General features: G+C 58.0%; 20 protein-coding genes. 12 read left to right on the top strand and 8 right to left on the bottom strand.

Translation table 11 applies throughout. The features are described from left to right. Positions 1–120: 120 nt before the first annotated feature. The 12 genes from QVF59_RS17055 to QVF59_RS17000 all read left to right on the top strand — a co-directional run bounded on the left by QVF59_RS17055 (position 121) and on the right by QVF59_RS17000 (position 11,739). Entirely contained in the window at positions 121–3,405 is a 3,285-nt protein-coding gene (locus QVF59_RS17055; protein ID WP_287881404.1) for a sensor domain-containing protein, read from the top strand. Between the two features lie 83 nt (positions 3,406–3,488). Beyond that, positions 3,489–4,241, top strand: a complete 753-nt coding sequence (gene rlmB, locus QVF59_RS17050) for a 23S rRNA (guanosine(2251)-2'-O)-methyltransferase RlmB (protein ID WP_287881403.1) — start codon at positions 3,489–3,491, stop codon at positions 4,239–4,241. 212 nt (positions 4,242–4,453) lie between these two features. Beyond that, positions 4,454–5,956 carry a multicopper oxidase family protein gene (locus tag QVF59_RS17045; protein ID WP_287881402.1) on the top strand — a complete coding sequence of 501 codons (1,503 nt, stop codon included), beginning with the start codon at positions 4,454–4,456 and terminating at the stop codon, positions 5,954–5,956. 76 nt (positions 5,957–6,032) lie between these two features. Further along, complete coding sequence (locus tag QVF59_RS17040; RefSeq protein WP_159875095.1) at positions 6,033–6,359, top strand: metal-sensitive transcriptional regulator; 327 nt, start codon at positions 6,033–6,035, stop codon at positions 6,357–6,359. Positions 6,360–6,451: 92 nt separating this feature from the next. Continuing rightward, entirely contained in the window at positions 6,452–6,727 is a 276-nt protein-coding gene (locus QVF59_RS17035) for a hypothetical protein (RefSeq protein ID WP_159875096.1), read from the top strand. Between the two features lie 153 nt (positions 6,728–6,880). Then, entirely contained in the window at positions 6,881–7,258 is a 378-nt protein-coding gene (gene rpsF / locus QVF59_RS17030) for a 30S ribosomal protein S6 (protein WP_089085557.1), read from the top strand. An 18-nt stretch (positions 7,259–7,276) separates the two neighbouring features. Then, positions 7,277–7,576, top strand: a complete 300-nt coding sequence (gene priB, locus QVF59_RS17025) for a primosomal replication protein N (RefSeq protein ID WP_159875097.1) — start codon at positions 7,277–7,279, stop codon at positions 7,574–7,576. Positions 7,577–7,581: 5 nt separating this feature from the next. Next, positions 7,582–7,809, top strand: coding sequence for a 30S ribosomal protein S18 (rpsR, locus tag QVF59_RS17020; protein WP_011137185.1), 228 nt, complete (start codon positions 7,582–7,584; stop codon positions 7,807–7,809). 18 nt (positions 7,810–7,827) lie between these two features. Then, positions 7,828–8,277, top strand: coding sequence for a 50S ribosomal protein L9 (gene rplI / locus QVF59_RS17015; protein WP_159875098.1), 450 nt, complete (start codon positions 7,828–7,830; stop codon positions 8,275–8,277). Between the two features lie 315 nt (positions 8,278–8,592). Further along, positions 8,593–10,032, top strand: coding sequence for an FAD-dependent oxidoreductase (locus QVF59_RS17010; RefSeq protein WP_287881401.1), 1,440 nt, complete (start codon positions 8,593–8,595; stop codon positions 10,030–10,032). Positions 10,033–10,051: 19 nt separating this feature from the next. Continuing rightward, positions 10,052–10,420 carry a nuclear transport factor 2 family protein gene (locus QVF59_RS17005; protein ID WP_159875100.1) on the top strand — a complete coding sequence of 123 codons (369 nt, stop codon included), beginning with the start codon at positions 10,052–10,054 and terminating at the stop codon, positions 10,418–10,420. 74 nt (positions 10,421–10,494) lie between these two features. Further along, the gene (locus QVF59_RS17000; protein ID WP_287881400.1) at positions 10,495–11,739 is read left to right on the top strand and encodes an aromatic amino acid transport family protein; all 1,245 of its coding nucleotides are present in this window, start codon (positions 10,495–10,497) and stop codon (positions 11,737–11,739) included. Between the two features lie 54 nt (positions 11,740–11,793). Here QVF59_RS17000 and QVF59_RS16995 read toward each other — a convergent pair whose 3' ends face one another. The 8 genes from QVF59_RS16995 to QVF59_RS16960 all read right to left on the bottom strand — a co-directional run bounded on the left by QVF59_RS16995 (position 11,794) and on the right by QVF59_RS16960 (position 21,272). Continuing rightward, a complete protein-coding gene (locus QVF59_RS16995) occupies positions 11,794–12,123 on the bottom strand; it encodes a DUF2322 family protein (protein WP_287881399.1) in 330 nt (109 codons plus the stop codon). A gap of 452 nt (positions 12,124–12,575) precedes the next feature. After that, positions 12,576–13,961 carry a carbohydrate porin gene (locus QVF59_RS16990; protein ID WP_287881398.1) on the bottom strand — a complete coding sequence of 462 codons (1,386 nt, stop codon included), beginning with the start codon at positions 13,959–13,961 and terminating at the stop codon, positions 12,576–12,578. Beyond that, complete coding sequence (locus tag QVF59_RS16985; protein ID WP_287881397.1) at positions 13,958–14,800, bottom strand: histidine phosphatase family protein; 843 nt, start codon at positions 14,798–14,800, stop codon at positions 13,958–13,960. Before QVF59_RS16985 ends, QVF59_RS16990 begins: the two co-directional genes overlap by 4 nt. Before the next feature lie 37 nt (positions 14,801–14,837). Continuing rightward, positions 14,838–16,163, bottom strand: a complete 1,326-nt coding sequence (locus tag QVF59_RS16980) for an OprD family outer membrane porin (protein WP_287881396.1) — start codon at positions 16,161–16,163, stop codon at positions 14,838–14,840. Beyond that, complete coding sequence (locus QVF59_RS16975) at positions 16,160–17,569, bottom strand: glycoside hydrolase family 1 protein (protein WP_287881395.1); 1,410 nt, start codon at positions 17,567–17,569, stop codon at positions 16,160–16,162. The genes QVF59_RS16980 and QVF59_RS16975 overlap by 4 nt, the downstream gene beginning before the upstream one ends. Before the next feature lie 10 nt (positions 17,570–17,579). Then, on the bottom strand, positions 17,580–19,442 hold the full coding sequence (locus QVF59_RS16970) for a beta-glucoside-specific PTS transporter subunit IIABC (protein WP_287881394.1): 1,863 nt from the start codon (positions 19,440–19,442) through the stop codon (positions 17,580–17,582). A gap of 210 nt (positions 19,443–19,652) precedes the next feature. After that, positions 19,653–20,525, bottom strand: coding sequence for a BglG family transcription antiterminator LicT (gene licT, locus QVF59_RS16965; RefSeq protein WP_287881393.1), 873 nt, complete (start codon positions 20,523–20,525; stop codon positions 19,653–19,655). A 195-nt stretch (positions 20,526–20,720) separates the two neighbouring features. Further along, complete coding sequence (locus QVF59_RS16960; RefSeq protein WP_287881392.1) at positions 20,721–21,272, bottom strand: hydrolase; 552 nt, start codon at positions 21,270–21,272, stop codon at positions 20,721–20,723. Positions 21,273–21,362: the final 90 nt, after the last annotated feature.

Below are 21,362 nucleotides of genomic sequence, written 5' to 3'. Positions count from 1 at the left end.
CCATCCATTTACAAGAGGCCATCAGGCCCGAGACCCGCCAGAAATCTGAACCCTATACCAATCAATAGTGCCCGGCAGGTGCCGGGCATGGTCAGAGCGTGGCTGCAAAGGACTGGGAGAGTGAAAACTAAGGGGCTGTTTGCCGGCTGGGCGGCATTTCTGCTGTTTGCTGCCAGCTTGTTGTTGTGGCCCAGGCAGGCGCTGGGTGAAATTCCGCTGTACGGCTTCCTGCCGCATGGCTTGTTTGCCGGCTGGCTGCTGTGGCGTGGTTTCGGCGCGGTGTGGTACTGGCCGCTGGCCGCCTGGCTGATCTGCAGCCAGTGGCTGCCGTGGTCATGGGCTGGCGCACTGAGCCTGTCGCTGCTGCTGTTGCTGCCAGGGGCCCGCTTGTTGCGTGCGCAGCCGGTGGTGCTGTCGGATGCCTCGGTCATTTCCCACCTGTTGCTGAACCTGCTGGAAGTGTGCGCCTACCTTGCGGCACCGCCGGTCGCCCTGCTGGGGTTGTTTTGCTTCTGGCATGGCAGCCTGGCCATGGTGTTGCCGTGGATGGCGCTGGCGGCCGCTTGCTGCATGCTGGCCATGACCTGCTGGCTGCCGCTGTTACGCTTGCCGGGCTTGCCGGATCGCCGCCGCCTGCTGGAGCTGCTGGTGATCCTGCTGGTGATGCTGGCAGTGTGGGCGTCAATGGTGAGTAATACCCACAACCTGCCTTTTCCCCGCCCGGTGTTGTTCTTCCCGCTGATGATCTGGGCGGCTTTCCGTGGCCGTCTGCTGGGGGCCTGCCTGTCCGGCTCGCTGCTGTGCCTGCTATTGTCGCTGCCAGGCTTTTTCCCCAGCCTGTACCTGTACGCTGGCAGTACCGAGCTGATGACGGAAACGGCCTTGTGCCTGACCTTCATCGTGGCATCTCTGCTGGTGGCCACGCTCAGCGATATTCACCGGCGCAAGGACGACGAGCTGAACGAATTCCGCTCACGGGTGGAGTCGCTGGTCAACAACAGTCCCAATATGATGTCGCTCAAGGGGCTGGATGGTCGTTTTCTGCTGGCCAACCGTGCTTACAGCCGCATGCTGGGGGTGACCGAATACGCCATGGTAGGGCGTTCGCTGGCGGATTATTTTGTACCGGAAGATGCCCGGCGCATCCAGCAGCAGGACGAGGTGGTACTCAATTGCCTGGAACCGCGTCAGTTCGAGGAAAGCTTCAGCGTCGGTGATGCCACCTTCACCATGCTGGTGACCAAGTTTCCCTTGTTCGACAGCCAGGGTCGGCCCGCCGGTGTGGGCAGCGTGGATACCGATATCACCCGTACGCGGGAAGAGCAGAAAGCCAAGAAAGAAGCCGAGGAAAAGTACTGGGCGCTGGTGGAGCAAACCCTGGTGGGTATTTATATCCTGCAGGACGAGCGGCTGGTGTATGTCAACCCCAAGCTGGCCGATATTGTTGGCTACCAGCCCGAAGACATGCAGGACATGCCGCTGGAAAGCCTGCTGCCGCCCAGCGAAGCCAGCCGCATCCGGCTGCAGATCAAGCGCCGCCTGCGCGACAATATCCAGGTAATGCACTACACCACGCGCGCCATCAGCCGTGACGGGCGGCTGGTCGATCTGGAAGTCCACAGCCGGCTGGTGGAGTATGACGGCAAGCCCGCGCTGATCGGTGTGGTGGTGGATATCTCCGACCGCATCGCTGCCGATACCAACCTGAAGCTGGCGGCCAAAGTGTTTGAAAATTCAGCTGAAGGCATCCTGATTCTCGACGCCGATACCCGCATCATCGCGGTCAACCACGCTTTTACCCGCATCACCGGTTACGAAGAGGCCGAAGCGCTGGGCAAGCTGTCGCGCATTTTTGCCGACAGTGACGATAGCGTCAGCCAGCAAATGCAGCAGGCGCTGGCCCAGCATGGCCAGTGGCAGGGCGAAATGCGCGACCGGCGCAAGAACGGAGACTGGTATCCGGCCGAACTGTCCATCTCGTTGGTGCGTGACGACGGTGGCTTCCACAGCAACTACGTGGCGGTGTTTTCCGACATCACCGTGCGCAAGCAGGCCGAAGAGCGGCTGCAGTTTCTGGCCAATCACGACCCGCTCACCCGGCTGCCCAATCGCAGCAGCCTGATCAGCCGGCTGGAACAGTCCATTGTCGACATGAGCGGCGAACCGACGCCCTTGGCGGTGATGTTCATCGACCTGGACCGCTTCAAGCTGATCAACGACTCCTTCGGCCATCAGTCCGGTGATGAACTGCTGCGCGAAATTGCCATTCGCCTGTCCAACTCGGTGGGCGAGCGTGGCCTGCTGGCACGCCAAGGCGGCGACGAATTCACCCTGCTGCTGACCGAATTTGCCGACCAGGCCGAGCTGGCCGGGCTGGCCGAGGACATCCTCACCGTGCTGGGACGTGGCCTGCGGCTGGAAGAACACGAAGTGTTTGTCACCGGCAGCATCGGCATCAGCGTATTCCCCAATGACGGCACCGATGCGCGCAGCCTGCTGAAAAACGCCGATGTCGCCATGTACCGTGCCAAGGACGCCGGCAAGAACACCTACCAGTTCTTTGATGCCGAGATGAACACCCAGACCTTCGAACGCCTGTTGCTGGAAAACGGCATGCGCCAGGCGCTGGAGCGGGGTGAATTCGAACTGCACTACCAGCCGCAGCTCAATGCTGCCAGCCGCGACATGTCCGGGGTAGAAGTGCTGATCCGCTGGCGTCACCCGCAACTGGGGCTGATTCCGCCGCTGCGCTTCATTCCGCTGGCCGAGGAAACCGGCCTGATCAAGCCCATTGGCGACTGGGTGCTGCAGGAAGCCTGCCGCCAGATCAAGGCCTGGGACGATGCCGGGCTGTTTGTACCGCGCGTGGCCGTCAACCTGTCGGCGCGCCAGTTTGAACAGACCACGCTGGTGGACAATGTGGCCCGTGCCTTGCAAACCACCGGGCTGGATGCCTGCCGGCTGGAGCTGGAAATCACCGAAAGCATGATCATGCAGAACCCGGTGGAAGCCGTGCACCAGCTTGCCGAACTGAAAGCACTGGGGGTGTGGCTGTCAATTGACGACTTTGGTACCGGTTATTCCTCGCTGTCACACCTCAAGCGTTTCCCGCTGGATACGCTGAAGATCGACCGCTCCTTTGTCGACGGCCTGCCGGGCGATGAAGACAATGCCGCCATTGCCGAAGCCATCCTGGCCATGGCCAAGAAGCTCAAGTTCAAGGTGGTGGCCGAAGGTGTGGAAAATGCGGCTCAGGCAGATTTTCTGGAACTCAAGGGCTGCACCCTGCTGCAGGGCTACCACTTTGGCAAACCGGTGCCGGCGGTGGAGTTTCCGCAACTGGCGGAGCGTTTGGCCAAGTCGGCCCGGCTGGCAGTCCTGGCGGACTGGCAGGGCGGGATGTAGGCTGCGGGCGCTGCAGTTTGGCAGCAAGGCCCTGGCTTTGCGGCTACAATAGCGCCCATTCCCGTTTACAAGGCTTCAAGCGCATGAGCAACAAGCGACTCATTCACGGCTTTCATGCCATCAACGCCCGCTTGTGGCAGAACCCGAAAAGCCTGATCGAAATCTGGCTGGCCGGAGGCCGGCAGGACGAGCGCGCCAAGGCCGTGCTGGACAAGGCCGCTGAAGAAAACATCAAGCTGCACATTGTCGACAAGGCCAGGCTGGACAGCATGAGCGGCAACGCCCGCCATCAAGGCGTGGTGGCGATGATTGACGCCAGCCGCAACCATGTCGATCTGGACGACGTGCTGGAAAACCTCAGCGAACCACCGCTGCTGCTGATTCTGGATGGCGTCACCGACCCGCATAACCTGGGTGCCTGCCTGCGCGTGGCCGATGCCATGGGCGCGCATGCGGTGCTGGCACCCAAGGACCGCTCCGCCGGGCTGAACGCCACTGTGTCCAAGGTGGCCTGCGGCGCTGCCGAAGTGATTCCCTACATTACCGTCACCAATCTGGCCCGCACGCTGCGCGATCTGAAAGACGCCGGGGTGTGGATTGCCGGCACCACCATGGAAGCCGATACCGACCTGTTCCATGTGGATGCCGCCGGCCCGCTGGCCTGGGTGATGGGTTCGGAAGGCGAGGGCATGCGCCGCCTGACGCGCGAACACTGCGATGTGCTGGTGTCCATCCCCATGTTCGGTACTGTGGAAAGCCTCAATGTGTCGGTGTCTTCCGGCATGGTGCTGGCGGAAAGCCGCCGTCAGCGCGTATTGAAAGCGCAGGCTGGCTGAGGCTTCTGCACCACATTCATCCTGCAAACCCCATGCCGCGGCATGGGGTTTTTTGATGGCGGCCAGCTTTTTGTGCTGAGTCTGCTCCGTTGCGGAACCCGGGTGCGTATACTGCACTCTATGGTGCTTATACCCTTGGGGGGTATGGCGTGGCGATCCTGAATGCAGCCAGGCAGGATCAAGCGCATTTCATTTGCTGACGGAGTCACTACATGGACAGAAGACATTTCCTGCACTGGAGCAGCGCGCTGGCGCTGACGCCGCTGCTGCTGCGCAAGAGCTGGGCAGAAGGCATGGCCGACATGCCGGGCATGGATCACGCCGGGATGGGGCATGGCGCTGCCACCGATGCAGCCCTGCCGGCGGCAGAGGGTCTCGGCCTGCCGCGTGGCCTGCCTTTACCGGCCCTGTCCATGCTGGCCAATCAGGGGGCGGCCGGCCAATTCCTTGGCCAGCTGCGTGCCGCACCGGTCAGCCTGCCGCTGTTGCCGGGCAAGCCGGCCACCGCCTTCTGGGCCTATAACGGCCAGATTCCCGGCCCGGCCATCGTGGCCTGGGAGGGCGATGAGGTCAGCCTGCAGTTTACCAACCAGTTGGCGCAGCCCAGCACCATTCACTGGCACGGCATGCCGGTGCCGGCGGAGCAGGACGGCAATCCGCACGCGCCGGTGCTGCCGGACCAGACCCGCAATTACCACTTCAAGTTGCCAGCTGGTAGTGCCGCCAGCTACTGGTATCACCCGCATCCGCATGGCCATACCGCACAGCAGGCTTATATGGGGCTGGCCGGGGTATTCGTGGTGAAAAGCCGCAACGACCCGCTGGCCCATCTGCCGGAGCAGTGGCTGGTGCTGTCCGATCTGAAGCTGGATGTCCATGGCCAGATTGCGGATAGCAGTGCTGCCGACCGGCATGATGGCCGCGAAGGCCAGTTCGTGCTGGTGAATGGCGGCTGGCAACCGGTGATTACCCTGGCCGAGGGAGAACGGCAGCGCTGGCGCATCTGGAATGCCAGCAGCGCCCGCATCCTCAAGCTGGCCTTGCCCGCGCACGAAGTACAACTGGTGGGGACGGATGGCGGGCTGATTGGCGCGCCGCGTCGCATTGATACGCTGCTGCTGTCGCCAGGCGAGCGGGCGGAGATCGTCATCACCGGGCGCTTCACGCATGGCCAGCCATCAGCCCTGCAGGCGCTGCCCTACAACCGTGGCAAGGCCATGGGGCCGGAACAGAGCGAAATCCTCACCCTGGCGACGATCAGCCGCAACGGCAGCAAGGACACTGCCGAGCTGCCGACAACGCTGCGCCCGATTGCGCCGCTGGAGGCGCCTGCCGTCAAGCGGGTGGTGCAGTTCAGCGAGAACATGGCTGATCCGGCGGCGATGTTCCTGATCAACGGCAAGAAGTTCGACATGAATCGGGTGGATTTCACCGGCAAGGTCGGCCAGATCGAAGAATGGGATATCGTCAGCCAGGCGCACATGGACCACCCCTTCCATATCCATGGCACCCAGTTCCAGGTGATAGCCCGCACCGATGATGGCGTGTGGCAGCCAGAACCCTTCCTGGCCTGGCGCGATGTGGTAAATATTCCGGCGGGTGAGACGGTGCGTTTGCGCTTTGTGCAGGCCATGCCCGGCCTGCGCATGTTCCACTGCCATATCCTGGAGCACGAAGACGCCGGCATGATGGCCATGCTGGAGGTCAGCGCCTGAGCGGCAGGCTGCGCAAGCCCGGTGCTGCCGGTGTTACACTGGCAGCCCTGATTTCAATCCAGAACGCGGAGTCCGCATGAGCCTTGCCCCAAAAAACGACGCCTGCTGCCACCCGCAGCCGGAAGCCAGTGGCAAGAGCGTGACCCAGCCCAACAAGGCAGCGCTGCTCAAGCGTCTGGCTCGTATCGAGGGGCAGGTACGTGGCATCAGCGGCATGGTGGAATCAGACCGTTACTGCGTGGATGTGCTCACCCAGGTGGCGGCAGTGAAGTCAGCCCTGGATGCAGTTGCCATGCAGTTGCTGGAAAACCACATGAAGGGCTGTGTCAGCCGTGCCCTGCAGGAAGGCGACGCCACCGGCATGGTGACCGAGCTGATTGATGTGGTGAAAAAGGTGCGTTAAACAACATTGACCGGAAATTTCATGGCGGTCAGCCATGTCCGCGCTTGCCTGTGGAATACTCTGGCTTCCCACCCGGTAAGAGAAGCATTGCCATGAAAACCCTTTTGCCTGCGCTGGCAGGCTTGTTGCTGTCATCGCTGCTGCAGGCCGATCCGCTACCGTTCGAACAATTCATGCACCTGCACCGCGACATGCCCGCCAGCGAGCTGCAGCAGCTTGCCGGCAAGCCCGATTATGTGCGCAACGACCCAGCCGCTAGTGGCGACACGCAGCTGTACTGGCTGGGCGACATCGATCTGCCCTATACCACGGTAATCACCCTGCATCAGGGCCTGATCAGCGAAATTCACCGCGACAAACGCATGTAGCTGTTGTTTTTGATCGGGCAGATGGCACATTACCCGGCTTGCATGGCCGATTTAGTTTGCCCAGCCCAGATTAAGTGCGTAGAATGCTGCGGTTTCACTACCTTGCTTTTTGCAACCGCATGGCAAAAAGCTAAATAGCCATAAGGAGTTAACATGCGTCATTACGAAATCGTGTTCATCGTCCATCCGGACCAGAGCGAACAGGTTCCGGCCATGATCGAGCGCTACAAGGGCATGGTTCTGGCCGCTGAAGGCAAGATCCACCGTCTGGAAGACTGGGGCCGTCGTCAACTGGCTTACCCGATCCAGAAGCTGCACAAAGCCCACTACGTTCTGATGAACGTTGAGTGCCAGTCCGAAACCCTGGCCGAGATCGAGCACGCCTTCAAGTTCAACGACGCTGTTCTGCGTCACCTCACCATCAAGCTGGATCGCGCCATTACCGAAGCGTCCCCGATGATGAAGGACGAAAAGGCTAAGAATCTGCTGGATTCCCAGCAGCCGGCAGCCGAGGCCGAAGCTGCTGCCTGATAGGCAGGAGTGAAGGACTTGCAGAACCGTCTGGTATTGACCGCGACGGTCGAACGCGAAGAAGACCTGCGTTACACCCCTGCCGGTATTCCGGTAGTGCAAATGTGGGTCCGGCATCAGTCAAGACAGACTGCCGGCGGGTTCGAACGCGATGTGGCCTGTGAAATCCAGGCCGTGCTGATTGGAGAAGACGCCCGGAAACATGCCGGGAAACTGGCGGGAAACACGGTGACACTCACCGGCTTTCTGTCCCAGCGCAGTCTGAAGAATCCGCGGTTGGTACTCAATATCGAATATGTTGAATTTGTAAAAGGTTAGTCAAAATGGCTCGTCAACTCTTCAAGCGCAAGAAGTTCTGCCGCTTTACGGCAGAAGGCATCAAGGAAATCGACTACAAATCCGTTGATCTCCTGAAAGACTTCATCGCCGAAAACGGCAAAATCATCCCGGCTCGCATTACCGGTACCAAGGCTCGCTACCAGCGTCAGCTGACCACTGCTATCAAGCGTGCTCGCTTCCTGGCTTTCCTGCCTTACACCGATCAACACTAAGCCGGGAAAGGACTTAAGATGCAAATCATTCTGCTCGAAAAAGTTGCCAACCTGGGTCAACTGGGTGACGTGGTAAAGGTTAAGAACGGCTACGCCCGTAACTTCCTGATCCCGCAAGGCAAAGCCAAGCGCGCTACCGAAGTCAACCTGAAAGAGTTCGAAGCTCGTCGCGCCGAACTGGAAGCCAAGCAAGCTGAAATCCTGGCCGATGCCAAGGTTCGTGCTGAAAAGCTGGTTGACGCTGTTATCACCATCGCTCAAAAAGCTGGTGTTGATGGCCGTCTGTTCGGTTCCGTGACCAATGTGGACGTGGCTGAAGCCGTGACCGCATTCGGCGTGGAAATCAAGCGTTTCGAAGTTCGCCTGCCGAACGGCCCGTTCAAGGCCATCGGTGAGTACGACATCGAAATCGCTCTGCACCACGACGTAGTATCCCCGATCAAAGTGGTTGTGGTTGCTCAAGCCTGATTCCCTTATCCGGAATTATGCTGCAAGAAAAAAGCCCGCTTCATGCGGGCTTTTTTCATGTCTTGCTCTCCCTGCACCGTACTTCGCCGCGTTGCCCTGCATTCTCCTGCCTGATTCCTGCCGCAGACTTTACCGGCAAGGCTCAACTCCTTTCATGCTGCTGTTTCAGTTCTTTCCCATCAATCTATCCGGCTAATTCAAATAAGCTCCCTGCTGATCTTTCCAACAGCTCCGCCCTGTACTGAAGGCCGCCCCTGTCGTGAGTGGCTGCCTTGTACCGGTAGGCAGCTGTCTTGACACAAGGAGTCATACCGCATGTCCTCCGCTGCATCCCGCTGTAGTGTTTTCAGTAGCTGGCTTGCCGAGGCGCTGGCCGCAGAGGGGCCGGTTGCCCCCGAGTCGCTGCGGCAGGATATTCGTGCCGATGTCTGCATTGTGGGCGGCGGGTTTACCGGTTTGTGGAGTGCCATCGAAATCAAGCAGGCCAACCCCGATACCGAGGTCGTCATCGCCGAGGCCAGACTGTGCGGCAGCGGTGCCAGCGGCCGCAATGGCGGCTTTGTACTCAGCCTGTGGGCCAAGTATCAGTCGCTGGCCAAAATGTGCGGCCAAGCCGAAGCCCTGCGCCTGTGCGAGCAGTCGTCGCAGGCCATTGTCGATTTGCAGGCCTTCTGCCAGCAACATGACATCGATGCCCAGTTGCGGCTGGATGGCTGGTTGTGGGCAGCCACAAACACTGCCCAGCTCGGTAGCTGGGAAAGTACCGTCAGCCAACTGGAACGGTTGGGCCAATCCCCCTTTCAGCGGCTGGCTCCAGGAACGGCGGCGCAGCTGAGTGGTTCCAGTCTGCATCTGGACGGGGTGTTCGAGCCGGTATCGGCCTCCATTCAGCCAGCCATGCTGGCGCGCGGTCTGTTGCGCCATGCCCGTCGGCTCGGGGTCAAGGTATACGAGTCTTCACCAATGGAACGGCTGGACGGTGGTGTACCGGCGCGGGTGCAATGTACCCATGGCAGTGTGCGTGCCGACAAGGTAATTCTGGCGATGAATGCCTGGGCCGCGCAGTTTGCCGACATCCGCAAGGCTTTTGTCGTGGTGTCCAGTGATGTGGTGATGACACGGCCCTTGCCTGGCTTGCTGGAGAAAATTGGCTGGAGCAGTGGCATGACCATTTCCGATAGCCGCATGCTGGTGCACTACTACCGCACCACGCCGGATGGCCGCATTGTGTTCGGCAAGGGTGGTGGTAGTGAGCAACTGGTGTACGGTGCCAGGCTGGCCGACAAGCTGGATGGCGCATCCGGCATCGCCGCCACGGTAGCGGCTCATCTGCGCCGCGCCTATCCGGGCGTGCAGTCAGCGGACATCGTCAGCAACTGGACCGGGCCGATTGATCGTACCCGTAACGGCCTGCCGCATTTTGGTGCCTTGCCCGGTCAGGCCAATGTTTTCTATGCCATCGGTTATTCCGGCAATGGTGTCGGCCCCTCCATGCTGGGGGGCAAGATTCTGGCCGCGCTGGCGTTACGGCTGGACAACGAATGGTCGCGATGTGGTCTGGTTCATGGCCTGCAGCGCGATTTCCCGCCCGAACCCTTGCGCTATCTCGGTGGCCGTCTGGTCCGTCATGCGGTGGGGCAGGTAGACCTGGCTGCAGATGAAAACCGTCAGCCGTCCTGGCTGATGCAGCAGTTGTGCAAGCTGGCCCCTTCCGGACTGTCGCCAACCAAGACTGCAGCCCCTCATTCCCGCTAGATCCCATCTGGAGAATTGCATGTCCTGCTCATCCGATCTGGAACAGATCCGCCAGGCACTGACCGCCTATTACGAGGCCCTGTATTACGGTCGACCGGAAAAACTGGCAGAGGCTTTTCGCCCCGACGCCGTGCTGCTGGGTGATGTCGAAGGGGCCGAGTCTCGGCTGGATCAGGCGCAATACCGTAGCCTGCTGCAAAGCCGGCCCTCGCCGCATGCTCAGGGTGCACCCTACGGATTGCAGATAGGTGAGATCCGTCTCTGTGGCAATGCCGCCATGGCCGAATTGCAAACGCCATTGGCCGGGCGGGTATTTACCGATTACGTCTCGCTGTGCAAGCGCCAGGGCCGTTGGCGTATTGCGTTCAAGCTGTATTCCCATCCGTAGTGAAACCTGTCGCCAGCCGCGTCAGCGTGGTCACCACGCTGACCGGCTGAATCTTGCACTTCCACGGAGCTACCATGCATTCAAGTGAACTGGCGGCAGAGCCGTCCCATGCAGACTCTGGCCTTCTGGTTCAGCCCATCGGCAGGCTGGAAACCATAGGCATCATTTTCGGTACCAATATCGGGGCAGGGGTGCTGGGCATGGCCTTTGCCGCGCGCAAGACCGGTTATGTCCCGTTGTTGTTGTGTCTGGCGATTACCTGTGTACTGTGTACCATTACCATGCTCTACCTGACTGAAGTGGCGCTACGTACCCGTGGCAACCATCAGCTCAGCGGTCTGGCGCGCCGTTATCTGGGCGGGTTGGGGGGCTGGCTGTTGTTTCTGGCTGTGGCGGCCAACAGCTTCGGGGCGCTGACTGCCTATATGGCAGGCAGCGGCAGCATCTTGCTGGATTTGCTGGGTGGATATGGCATGAGCAAGGAGCTGGGCAGCATCCTGTTCATTGTGCCGTCGGTGGCCGTGCTGTATCTGGGCTTGAAGGTGCTGGGCGCGGGCAACAAGCTGATCAGCATCAGCATGATTGTCATCATCCTGGCGCTGATTCTGGCATCCATCGTCAGTCAGGATGCGCGGCTGAGCAATCTGTGGCTGAGTCACTGGCAGTACGTGGTGCCGGTGTTCAACCTGGCGGTATTTGTGTTCGGTGCCCAGTTTCTGGTGCCGGAGCTGGTACGCGGCAATCTGACTGCGCCGCGCAAGCTGCCGGGTCTCATCATGGCCGGCATGGCCTTGACCTTTGTCTTTGTCGCGCTGATTCCGGCTTCGGTGATCGCCCTGGTGGGCAGCGACAACCTGACCCAGGTGGCCACGCTAAGCTGGGGCAGGGCGCTGGGGCAATGGGCCTATTATACCGCCAATATCTTCGCCTTACTGGCCATGCTGACTTCCTACTGGGGGCTGGGTGGCTGCCTGTTCACCAATATCTTCGACCACTTCCGCCTGGGTAGCGAAACCCAGAAGTCAAAACGGCTGCTGGTACTGGTGGTGGTGGCACTGCCGCCCTTCCTGCTGGCGTACTCGGGCATTGCCAGCTTCGTCAATGCGCTGTACTTCGCCGGCACATTTGGTGGCGTGCTGATGGGCATTATTCCGGTTTTGCTGCTGAATGCGGCACGACGCCGGGGCGATGTGAGCAGTGAGTTTGTCTGTGGCTGGTATGCCCACCGCAGTGTGCAGTGGCTGATCATGACCACTTTTTTTCTCAGCGGGGTGTATGCGGTGGTATCGCTGTTTGGTGTGCTGCCGGAGAGCTGGTAAGGCTGGTGGCGATAGCCGGCCAAGTGCAGGGCAGGCTGTCGCGCTGGGTGCAGTTTAGTTGTCCTGCAACACGATGCGGGCGCGCAGGCCGGGTGCGCCGTCTTCGGCAATGGCCAGCAGGCGGTCGATATTCGGATGTTTGCCCGGATGCAGGCGGGCATCGGCAGTATGTTCTGCGTACAGTTGCAAGCCTTCCTGGGCTGCTGCGCGGTTGATATGGCTGTGTTTCTTGATGAGGGCATGGTAAACCCGTACCGAACCGGCGGTGCCTGGTTTGTTTTCCAGACGGGTGAGGGTTTCGCCAGCGGCATCCAGCAGTACGATGGCGGCAATGCCATCGGTGGCGGGCAAGGTTTCCAGAATATCCTTGAAAGTGGTCGTCATGCGGTGGGTTTCCTGCTTGAGGCAAGGTGTTGTCGGAATCAGTGACTGATGCTAGCACAAGAGCAGGCTGTCTCGGAGGCTGAGGCTGACTGCGCCATTCTGGTCTGGCTGCGCCCCAAAATGGTGCATTTTCGCTGTGCACATGGGAAGCTCGCTGGCTTGCTGGCTCAGTAAATATTCATATTTTCATTGTTATCAATGAATTGTGTTTTCTGGCACGACAATTGCTATATGTCATGCAGTAGCTGGCGACGGGTGATTGCTCCCTCCTCCTTGCAATCACCGTCCTGCGCCAGTCTGCAAAGGAGAAAACAGAGCGGCATAGCCGCCACCGGAACAGAGTTGGCCAAAGCAAATGCTTTGGCCAACTTTTTCCATTCTGATAGTGATGTTCCCGCATGGTGATCAAGTGGATGGTGCAAACCACGGCGTAATCCGCCGGGACAAGATACTCAGAATATGACGACTGTCTTGAGTGTCACCACCCAGGCATCTGGGGTTTCCTTGAGTCCCGCAGGTTTTCTCCAGTACTGGATACCCGGTTGCAGTTGCAGCCAGGGCCGCAGCTGGGCGCGATAGAAAAATTCACTGTTCATCGCATAGCCGGGGAGTGGTCCATAACTGGCATCGGCATAGTCGCTGATACCGCTCTGGGTATTCAGATACTGCTGCTGTCGCTGGTAGTTGCTGCTGTAGTGCATCCAGGCCGTGCCAATGCCCATCATGTCCTGCGGTCGGCTGTCCAGCAGCCCACGGTAACGTAATGAGGCGGAGGTAACCAGCGGGATGGGATTGCTTCTTTTGTCACCCAGGCCGAGGCTCCAGGAAAAACTCAGCCCGCGTTGTTTATCACCATGATGACGGGTCAGTTGCTGATTTAATCCGGCATACCAATAGCCGGTGTGGCGATACTGCTCGGGCTGTGTCGCATTGCCTTGGAAGAGGGCGTTTTGCCTGGCATTGGTGTAGAGCCATCCCAGGTTGTAGATGCCGGGCAAGCCGTTTACCGAGGCGGTTTTCCATTCCAGTTCCAGCGGGAACAAAACGCCCTTGCTGCCTTGGGTGCTGACACTCCAGGCATGGCTGCGGGAAGTCGCCTCAGGGTTTTGTTCCAGTAGCCCGGTTTTCACTGTCCATTCCGGGGTGATCTTGTATTGGAAAGTACTGCCCCAGTAATGTGAATTCCAGTTATACCAAGTCCGGGCAGCGGCAGCTTTACCACCACACAGGTTGAGCAATTGGAAATCACAGGGAATGGATTGGTCGAAATCCTGCACCTTGTTCATCAGTCCCAGCCGCCATTGCAAACGCTGATCCAGAAAGCTGCGACTGAACGTCAGCCAGCCCAGACGTGTGATGGATTGTCCGCCCCAGCTCTCCTGTGCAAGGTCGCCGCCGGTGACACGATTATCCTGTAGACGCATTGCGGTCAGATTATTGTCGTGATTGCGATTGACAATGTTTCCTTCTATTTTGGCGTCCGGTATACCGGTTGCATCGGACAAGTCTTGGGTGAACATGAACCAGAACTGGTCGATGTAGGCGGTGTGACGGTCGGGATTGTATCCCCCCTCTATATTGCGGGCGAGTTGGCTTAACCAGGCAGTGCTAAAGGTGAAGCCATGGTTTGCCAGTGTTGAGCGCAAGCCGTGCATATCGCCCAGTACACCGTTGTCCGTGTTTTCCATGCCCAGCACATAGCCATCCCAGCTTTCTGCCGGTGTTGCATGTGACAAGGCAGGCAAGGCACAGCATGCCAGCAGGCTAAGCAGGATTGCTGGTGTCGGCCATGGACTAGGTTTGTGTTCCTGCATCAAAAGCGCAGTTGCTGTCGTCATTGGGAGGACTCCTTTGACGTGGGTGGCGCAATGCTGTCTGCCGGCAACGATATGTCGGCTGGAAGCTGTCCCGTCTTTAGATAGCGCAAATCATTGATGTCCAGCAATTGATATTGGCCGTTGTGCAAACGCAGGCGGGTGATGCTGGCATTTTCCAGCTTTGTCGTTGCCACGGTCTGGCCGGGTAGCAGCAGGTCGAGCAGGGCATTGATGCTAAGTCCGTGCGATACCAGCAGTACTTTGCCACCGCCCTGTTGGCGAGTTTGGCTGATCAGCTGTTCCATGCCGCTGCGCAGGCGTTGCTGGATGGCTGCATAGTTTTCTGCGGGCCAGGTATCGGCACGAGCTTGTTGCCGCGCTTGGTCCAGTATGGCAACGGTATCGGCAAAGTCCTTGGGGGTGACCTTGGTCAGCCATTGCGCCAGGCTCATCTTGTGTTGGTCGGCGATGTCCTGCCACAGTGTTTGGTTGGCTAGGGTTTCATAGCTGCCGAAATTGAATTCTCTGAAGCGCCAGTCGGTGCGTACTGGCAACTGGGCTTGGCCATTGTGTGCCAATAGCAGGCGGGCTGTTTGCAGGGCCCGGCCACTGTCGCTACTGTAAGCCGCATTGAAAAGAATGCCTTGCTTGGCCAGGCCACGGCCCAGGCTGATGGCCTGGCGTTGACCTTGCGGTGTCAGGACGGCATCGCTCCAGCCTTGTACCCGATCGCTGGCATTCAGCATGGTTCTTCCGTGGCGTGCAATATAGATTTCAATATCGGCGGTGGTGTCAGCAGACATGGCATCAGTGACAAAAAAAAAGGCAAGCAGGCTTAAGCGGGCAGGGAGGCGGCGCATGGTGGCTCCTGTTCTGAAGTGGGTTGCTGGATGGCACTCACAGTAGCGGCAGCAAGTAGTCGATCTGGAAACCGCTGCCGATTTTAGGTTTGTTGATCTGCTGGCCGCTGGCTACATCTGCCTGTCCATTGCGCGTGCGTTTCCAGCTCTGGCCGTAATCAACCATCAGGAGCAGTCTCAGGTTCTTCAACTGCGGCGGTTTGTGCTCGATGAAACCGAGCACGTCCCAGTGCCGCAACGGAATCTGCTGATAACGCATGCCCCTGCCGTGATAGGCGGCCATGCCAATACGGGTGGAGGCATGTGGGCGATAGCTGAGGCCGGCGAACAGCATGGTTTCACGATCATGCATGTAATCGAAAATGCCGTTGTATGCCGGGCTGGCAAAGCGGCCGACTGCGTTACGGGCCAGATTGAAATAAAAGAAGCCCAGATCGGACGGGTTTTGCGGCTTGGCCCAGGTATGGCTGCCGCCCCCGGTTAGGGTGAATGGCCCCAGTTCGCGGCTTGCTTTGAATCCAAAATGATATGCGTCGCGGCTGAAGTCCCGTCTTTCCCACCAGCTCAGGCCGCGATTGTGATAGAGAAAGCCTTCCAGACGTAGTCCGGATGGCTGGGCCTGCCAGGAGGTTTCCAGCCCCTGGCGGAACAGATAGCGGTCAGCTTCACCGGCAAAATACAATAGAGAGTTGTTTTTTGCGCTTTCCCATTTCACTTGGCCGCTGACAATATGGTTTAGTTGGTGACGACCATCCCGGCTGTAAAACCGCCGTTTCTCAGGCTCGTGCCGGTCTGAGGTGCGATCCACCACGGCTAGCAGCCCACTCCACTGTCCGGCTTCACCATCCAGGCGCAGGCCTTGGTAGCTCTTTTGCGCGGCACGGCTGTCGCGTGCATGAATCACGCCAACGTTATACATATGCTGCCAGCCAACTTGCGCACTGAGGCCGTGCTGTTGGTAGCGCAGATAGGCTTGGCCAAGTTTGCTGAAGCTGCCCAGGTCTCGCGGCAGCATATTGTCGGTGTAGCCATTTTCTGTACGGGTGCGCAGATTAATGACTGATTCATAGGACATGCCCAAGCCGAGTCGGTCCTGCCAGTAGCCACTCCGATAATCCAGGCTGAGCCCTTGCACCCAGGTGCTGTAATGATGTGGCAGGAGATCCGGGTCCCATTCACTGGCATTGCCGCTGCGGTAGAGATTGCGCAGCGACAGATCCAGCCGGCTTCCGCCCAGCAGTCCAGTGTTTTCTGTGATCAAGGCTTGGGTGGGCTCTGCCAATGCTGGTGGTCCGTTGCACAGTGTCAGCAGCATGGTCAGGGCGAGAGGGCCTGCCGGCTTATATTGCCATGGCGTTTTCATGGGCGGGACTCCCCGGCTTGCAGGCTGGCGCCCTGGCTGGCAATCACATCGCGATACCAGAAGAAGCTTTTCTTGCGCAGGCGCTTAAGGCTGCCCTGGCCATCATCATCCCGATCAACATAAATAAAGCCATAACGCTTGGACATTTGTGCCTTTGAGGCGCTGACCAGGTCAATGGGCCCCCAGCTGGTATAGCCCATCACGTCCACACCATCTTGCAGGGCTTCCGCCACCTGCAGCAGGTGATCATTCAGATAGCGGATCCGGTAATCATCCTGAATGGACCCATCCTCGGCCACCACATCACGTGCGCCAAGGCCGTTTTCCACAATGAATAGCGGTTTGCGGTAGCGGTCGTATAACAGGTTCAGCAGATAGCGCAGGCCTTGCGGATCAATCTGCCAGCCCCATTCCGAACTGGGCAAATGCGGATTGGGAACAGTATCCAGAATATTGCTGCGCAAGCGCTGCTGTAGCGCCGGGTCTGCGGTGGCGCAGCCAGACATGTAATAGCTGAAGCTGATGAAATCCACCGTATGTTGCAGATCCGTCAGGTCTTGCTGGCTGATCTCCAGCTGAATCTGTTGCTCACGGAAAAACCGCTCCATATACGCCGGATAACTGCCATGTGCCTGGACATCGCCAAAAAAAAGCCATTGCCGGTTTTGTCGCAGTGTTTCCAGCATGTCGTCCGGATGGCAGCTAAGCGGATAAACAATGCCGCCCAGCAGCATATTGCCGATTTGCGCATCTGGCAGCATGGCATGGCAATCACGCACGGCGCGGGCGCTGGCAACCAGTTGATGATGAATGGCCTGATAAATGGCTTGCGCAGAGCTGTCTGCCGCCATGCCCACCCCGGTAAACGGCGCATGCAGCGACATATTGATTTCGTTGAAGGTCAGCCAGTATTTCACCCGATGGCCAAAGTGCTTGAACACGGTGTTGGCATAGTGGCCAAAAAAGGTAATCAGGCGGCGATCCTGCCAGCCACCATAACGCTGTACCAGCCCCAGCGGCATTTCATAGTGGGACAGCGTGATAACCGGCTCGATGCCGTGGCTGGCCATTGCATCAAACAGGGCGTCATAGAAAGCCAAGCCTGCTTCATTGGCTTCTGTTTCATCCCCTTCAGGAAAAATCCGGCTCCAGGCAATCGAGGTGCGCAGGCAGCGAAAGCCCATTTCCGCCATCAGGGCGAGGTCTTCCGGGTAGCGGTGGTAAAAGTCGATGGCAACATCCTTGATATTGAAGTCACCTTCCTCACGCTGGCTGATGGGGCCAAAAATGCCCTGGGGCTGCACATCCGAGGTGGACAAGCCCTTGCCACCCTCCCGGTAGGCACCTTCAACCTGATTGGCGGCAATAGCACCACCCCATAGGAAATGCTCGGGAAAACGTTGCATGTTGTACTCCTTAAGCTTGGGTTGGGAGATGGTCGGTGTGAAGCAGAAACAATGGGTCGCCGGTTTGAACCTGGCCGGCTTGCAGTAGCTGGATGCTGGCCTTGTCCGCACCTTGGCACAGGGTAAGCAGCACGGTGGGGTCATACCCGGCCGCCTGAATGGCTTCTCGATCAATGTGCATCAGTAGCTGGCCTGCTGTGACGCGCTGCCCCGGCGCAATCTGTGGATGAAAATGCTGTCCCTGCAAATGGATGGTATTGATGCCGACATGAATCAGTATTTCCACGCCATGCTCGGTGTGCAGGGTGAGTGCATGCCCGGAAGGTTGCACACCGCTGATGCTGCCGGCACAAGGTGCGTGCAGGCTGTTCGTGGTGGGATGGATGGCAATCCCAGCGCCCAGCGCACCGGATGCGAAGGCTGTATCGTGAATGCTGGAGAGCTGGCGGATATTGCCGCTAATGGGCGAGAGAATAGTGTGCTGTTCTGTTTGGACGGGATGGCGCGGACTGGTTTTTACCGTGGCAGGCAGGCCAAAGAAAAAGGTGGCCAGCAAGGCAAACAGGCAAGCAATGCCAGTCCCGATGAAGGTACCCCACACGCTGCCATCCACCCCGCTTGGCGGAATGATCTGTGCAAAGGTAAAAACGCTGACCAAGCCCATCGAGTACACCTTGCTTTGCACATAGCCAACCACCATGCCGCCTAGCGCCCCGCCGATACAGGCAAACAGGAAAGGGCGCTTGGCAGGCAGGTTGATGCCATAGATGGCCGGTTCGGTAATGCCGAATAAACCAGCCGTAGCGGCAGAGGCGGCCAGCGAGCGTTGCTTGCTGTCGCGACTACGCAGCATGACACCCAGTACCGCGCCCACTTGGCCCATGACCGCCGGCAAGAGCAGCGGCAGCATGCTGTCGTAGCCCAACACGCTGAGGTTATTGAGCATCAGCGGGATGAAGCCCCAGTGCAGGCCAAAAATGACGAATACCTGCCATAAGCTCCCCATGACGGCACCTGCCAGCACCGGGAACAAGGCATAGAGCCATTGATAGCCAGCCGCCAGTCCATGGCTGGCCTGCGTGGCCAGCGGGCCGATCAACAGAAAGGTCAAGGGAACCGTGATGACGAGGCAAAGCAATGGCGTTGCCAGATTGCGGATGGCGGCAGGGATGCGTGCTTGTACCCGTTTCTCCAGCAGGCAACTAAACCAGGCCGCGAAAATGACCGGCATCACTGAAGAGCCATAATCCAGCAAGGTGAGTGGCAAGCCAAAGAAATTCAGCGACGCACCAGTACTGCCGCTGGCAAACAGGCTGCGTATGGTCGGGTGCAGCAAGGCAGCCCCGATTGCCATGGTGATGAAGGGCGAACCGCCGAATTTCTGTCCGGCGGTATAGGCCAGGACAATAGGCAGGAAAAAGAAGAGTGCGTCACTGGCGGCATACAGCACGTGATAAGCACCGCTGTCCGCTGTCATCCAATGGCAGGCCAGCGCCAGCGCCAGCAAACCCTTCAGGATGCCGGACGCAGCCATGACGCCAAGAAATGGGGTGAAAATGCCGGAAACGACGTCAATAAAGCGGCTGAATAAGGTTTCCTTGTCGCGGGACGACACATCGACTGACTTTTCTGCCTGTTGTCGTTGTTTTTCGATAGCGGCAAAAACCTTGGCAACATCATTGCCAATGACAACCTGATATTGACCACCGCTCTCCACCACCATGAGCACTCCAGGCGTTTTCTTTAGTTCGGCCGTTTGTGCCAGATTGCTATTCTTCAGTTTGAAGCGCAAACGAGTGGCACAGTGAACCAGGCTTTCTATATTGTCCTTACCACCTATATTGCTCAGGATGGTATTGGCCAGTTCCTCCATTTTTTATTCCTTGAGTGATTAAATAAAAAAACCTGAAGCCAGCTCTCATGGTGGAGAGTGATTTCAGGTTTTGCTCGCAGGTGCGATAACAATCCAGTTGATTGGTGATGTGTTGATTCTATTGCGGAGGCTTATTTCATTTGCGCGCTCTTTTTGTGTGCTTGAAGATGGAGGTTTTTTAAATATTACAAAGCGGAATTTCTATGGTTGCTATTGTTTGCTTTGTCGGTCGTGCAGGCGGTTAATGTGCAAGCTCAGGTACATGAGTTCTGCATCTGTCAATTTTGGGTAGGCATGCTTTTCGATATGATTGCTAATTGTCTTGGCACAATTCCAAGCTTGCGGGTAGCAGTCTTCCACCATTTTTTGCAGCTCCAGGTCTACGGAAGGAAAACCCTGCTTGTTGAGTATTCGCTGAGCCAGAAATTTAAGGTGTGTCACAAGGCGATGGAAGGCCAGTGTATTTTCATCCAGTCTTATATGCATTTTTAAGCGCACAATCTGCAGCACTTCCTGCATGAGGAGACTGATCTGATTGGTTACTTGCATGTCTCCCGTCAATTGGGCATTGGCCAAGTGTAATGCAATGAACCCGGTTTCATCGACTGGTAGCTGACAGTTCAGTTCCTGCGCGATCAGTTCCAATGACGCTACGCCTATATCGTATTCGCAAGGATATAATTGTTGAATATCCCACAGCATGAGGTTGCGGATGGCTATTCCTTGACGATGGCGCTCGATGGCAAAGTGGAAATGGTCAACCAGAGTCAGATAAATGCGGTCATGCAAAAATGGAAGCTTTTTCCGCGCTTGGCAAATCACATGGTCGCTGACGGTGATGATTTCTATCGGAATACGTTGCAGCAGTTCGCTGAGTAATGCTTGCAAGCCAGGTTCTTGCAGTGAAAACGTTTTTTCAATGCAGGTTTTGTCCAGATAATCTCCAGGGCGTTTCTGAAAACCCAGTCCGCACCCCATGACAACTTGTTCCTGCTGTTGTGCATTACGGACAATGACTGCATTGTTGTTGAGTATTTTACAAATACGCATTGGTGATGCTCCAAAAACAAAAACCTGATCCACGTTTTCATTTGTGGATCAGGTTTTGCCTGCGATTGCAGTGACAAGCCTGGATGCTGCTGCGGATTTTAATTATTGCCTGGGAAAACAGACTTGGTAGACCCAATATGGCGGAAATTATGTTCGCAGGTGGTGAGGCCTGACAAGCTGCCCATTAGGCCTGCCGCATTGCCTGTTGCCAGCGTGGATCCTGGAGTTTCAGGGCTGTACCCCCATCAGGTATTTGCGGCTCATGGCCTTGAATAGTTCGCTGCCAGCCGCGCCCAGCATTTCAAACAGCACCATTTCCCGACTCACCAATACCGCGCCCGCTGCCTGCATGCGTTGCAAGCCCAGTTGCTTGTCGCTGTCGCGGCGGCTGGCTACCGCATCGGCCACCACGAACACCTGTTTGCCTTGCGCCAGCAGTTGCAGCACGGTCTGCAACACGCAGACATGGGTTTCCATGCCACAGACAATCACCTGTTTGCGCGCCAGCAGGCTGTCCGGCAGGCATTCTGCCGCCACGCAGGAAAAGTGCAGTTTTTCCACCACGCTGGCTTGCGGGGCCTGTGCCAACAAGCTGGCTTCGGTATGGCCCAGGCCGCGTGGATATTGTTCGGAAAACACAATTGGTAGACCGGTGTCGTGGGCCACACCCACCAGCCACAGGCTTGCCGCCAGCATGCTGTCAGCCTGATCCACCGCCGGTAGCAGTTTGTCCTGGATATCCACCACCAGCAGGGTGGCCTGATCGATTTGCATCAGCATGTCTGTGTCTCCCTCTCTGTTATTTACCGCGCATAAACTGTCTGGCTGACAGGGTAATCCCTTGATGGGCAGATAAGCCAGATGTGGCAC

Source organism: Aquitalea sp., from assembly GCF_030150775.1.
GTDB lineage: Bacteria > Pseudomonadota > Gammaproteobacteria > Burkholderiales > Chromobacteriaceae > Aquitalea > Aquitalea denitrificans.
The sequence above is the reverse complement of the archived record's forward strand: the minus strand, read 5'-3'. Positions and strand labels throughout refer to the sequence as shown.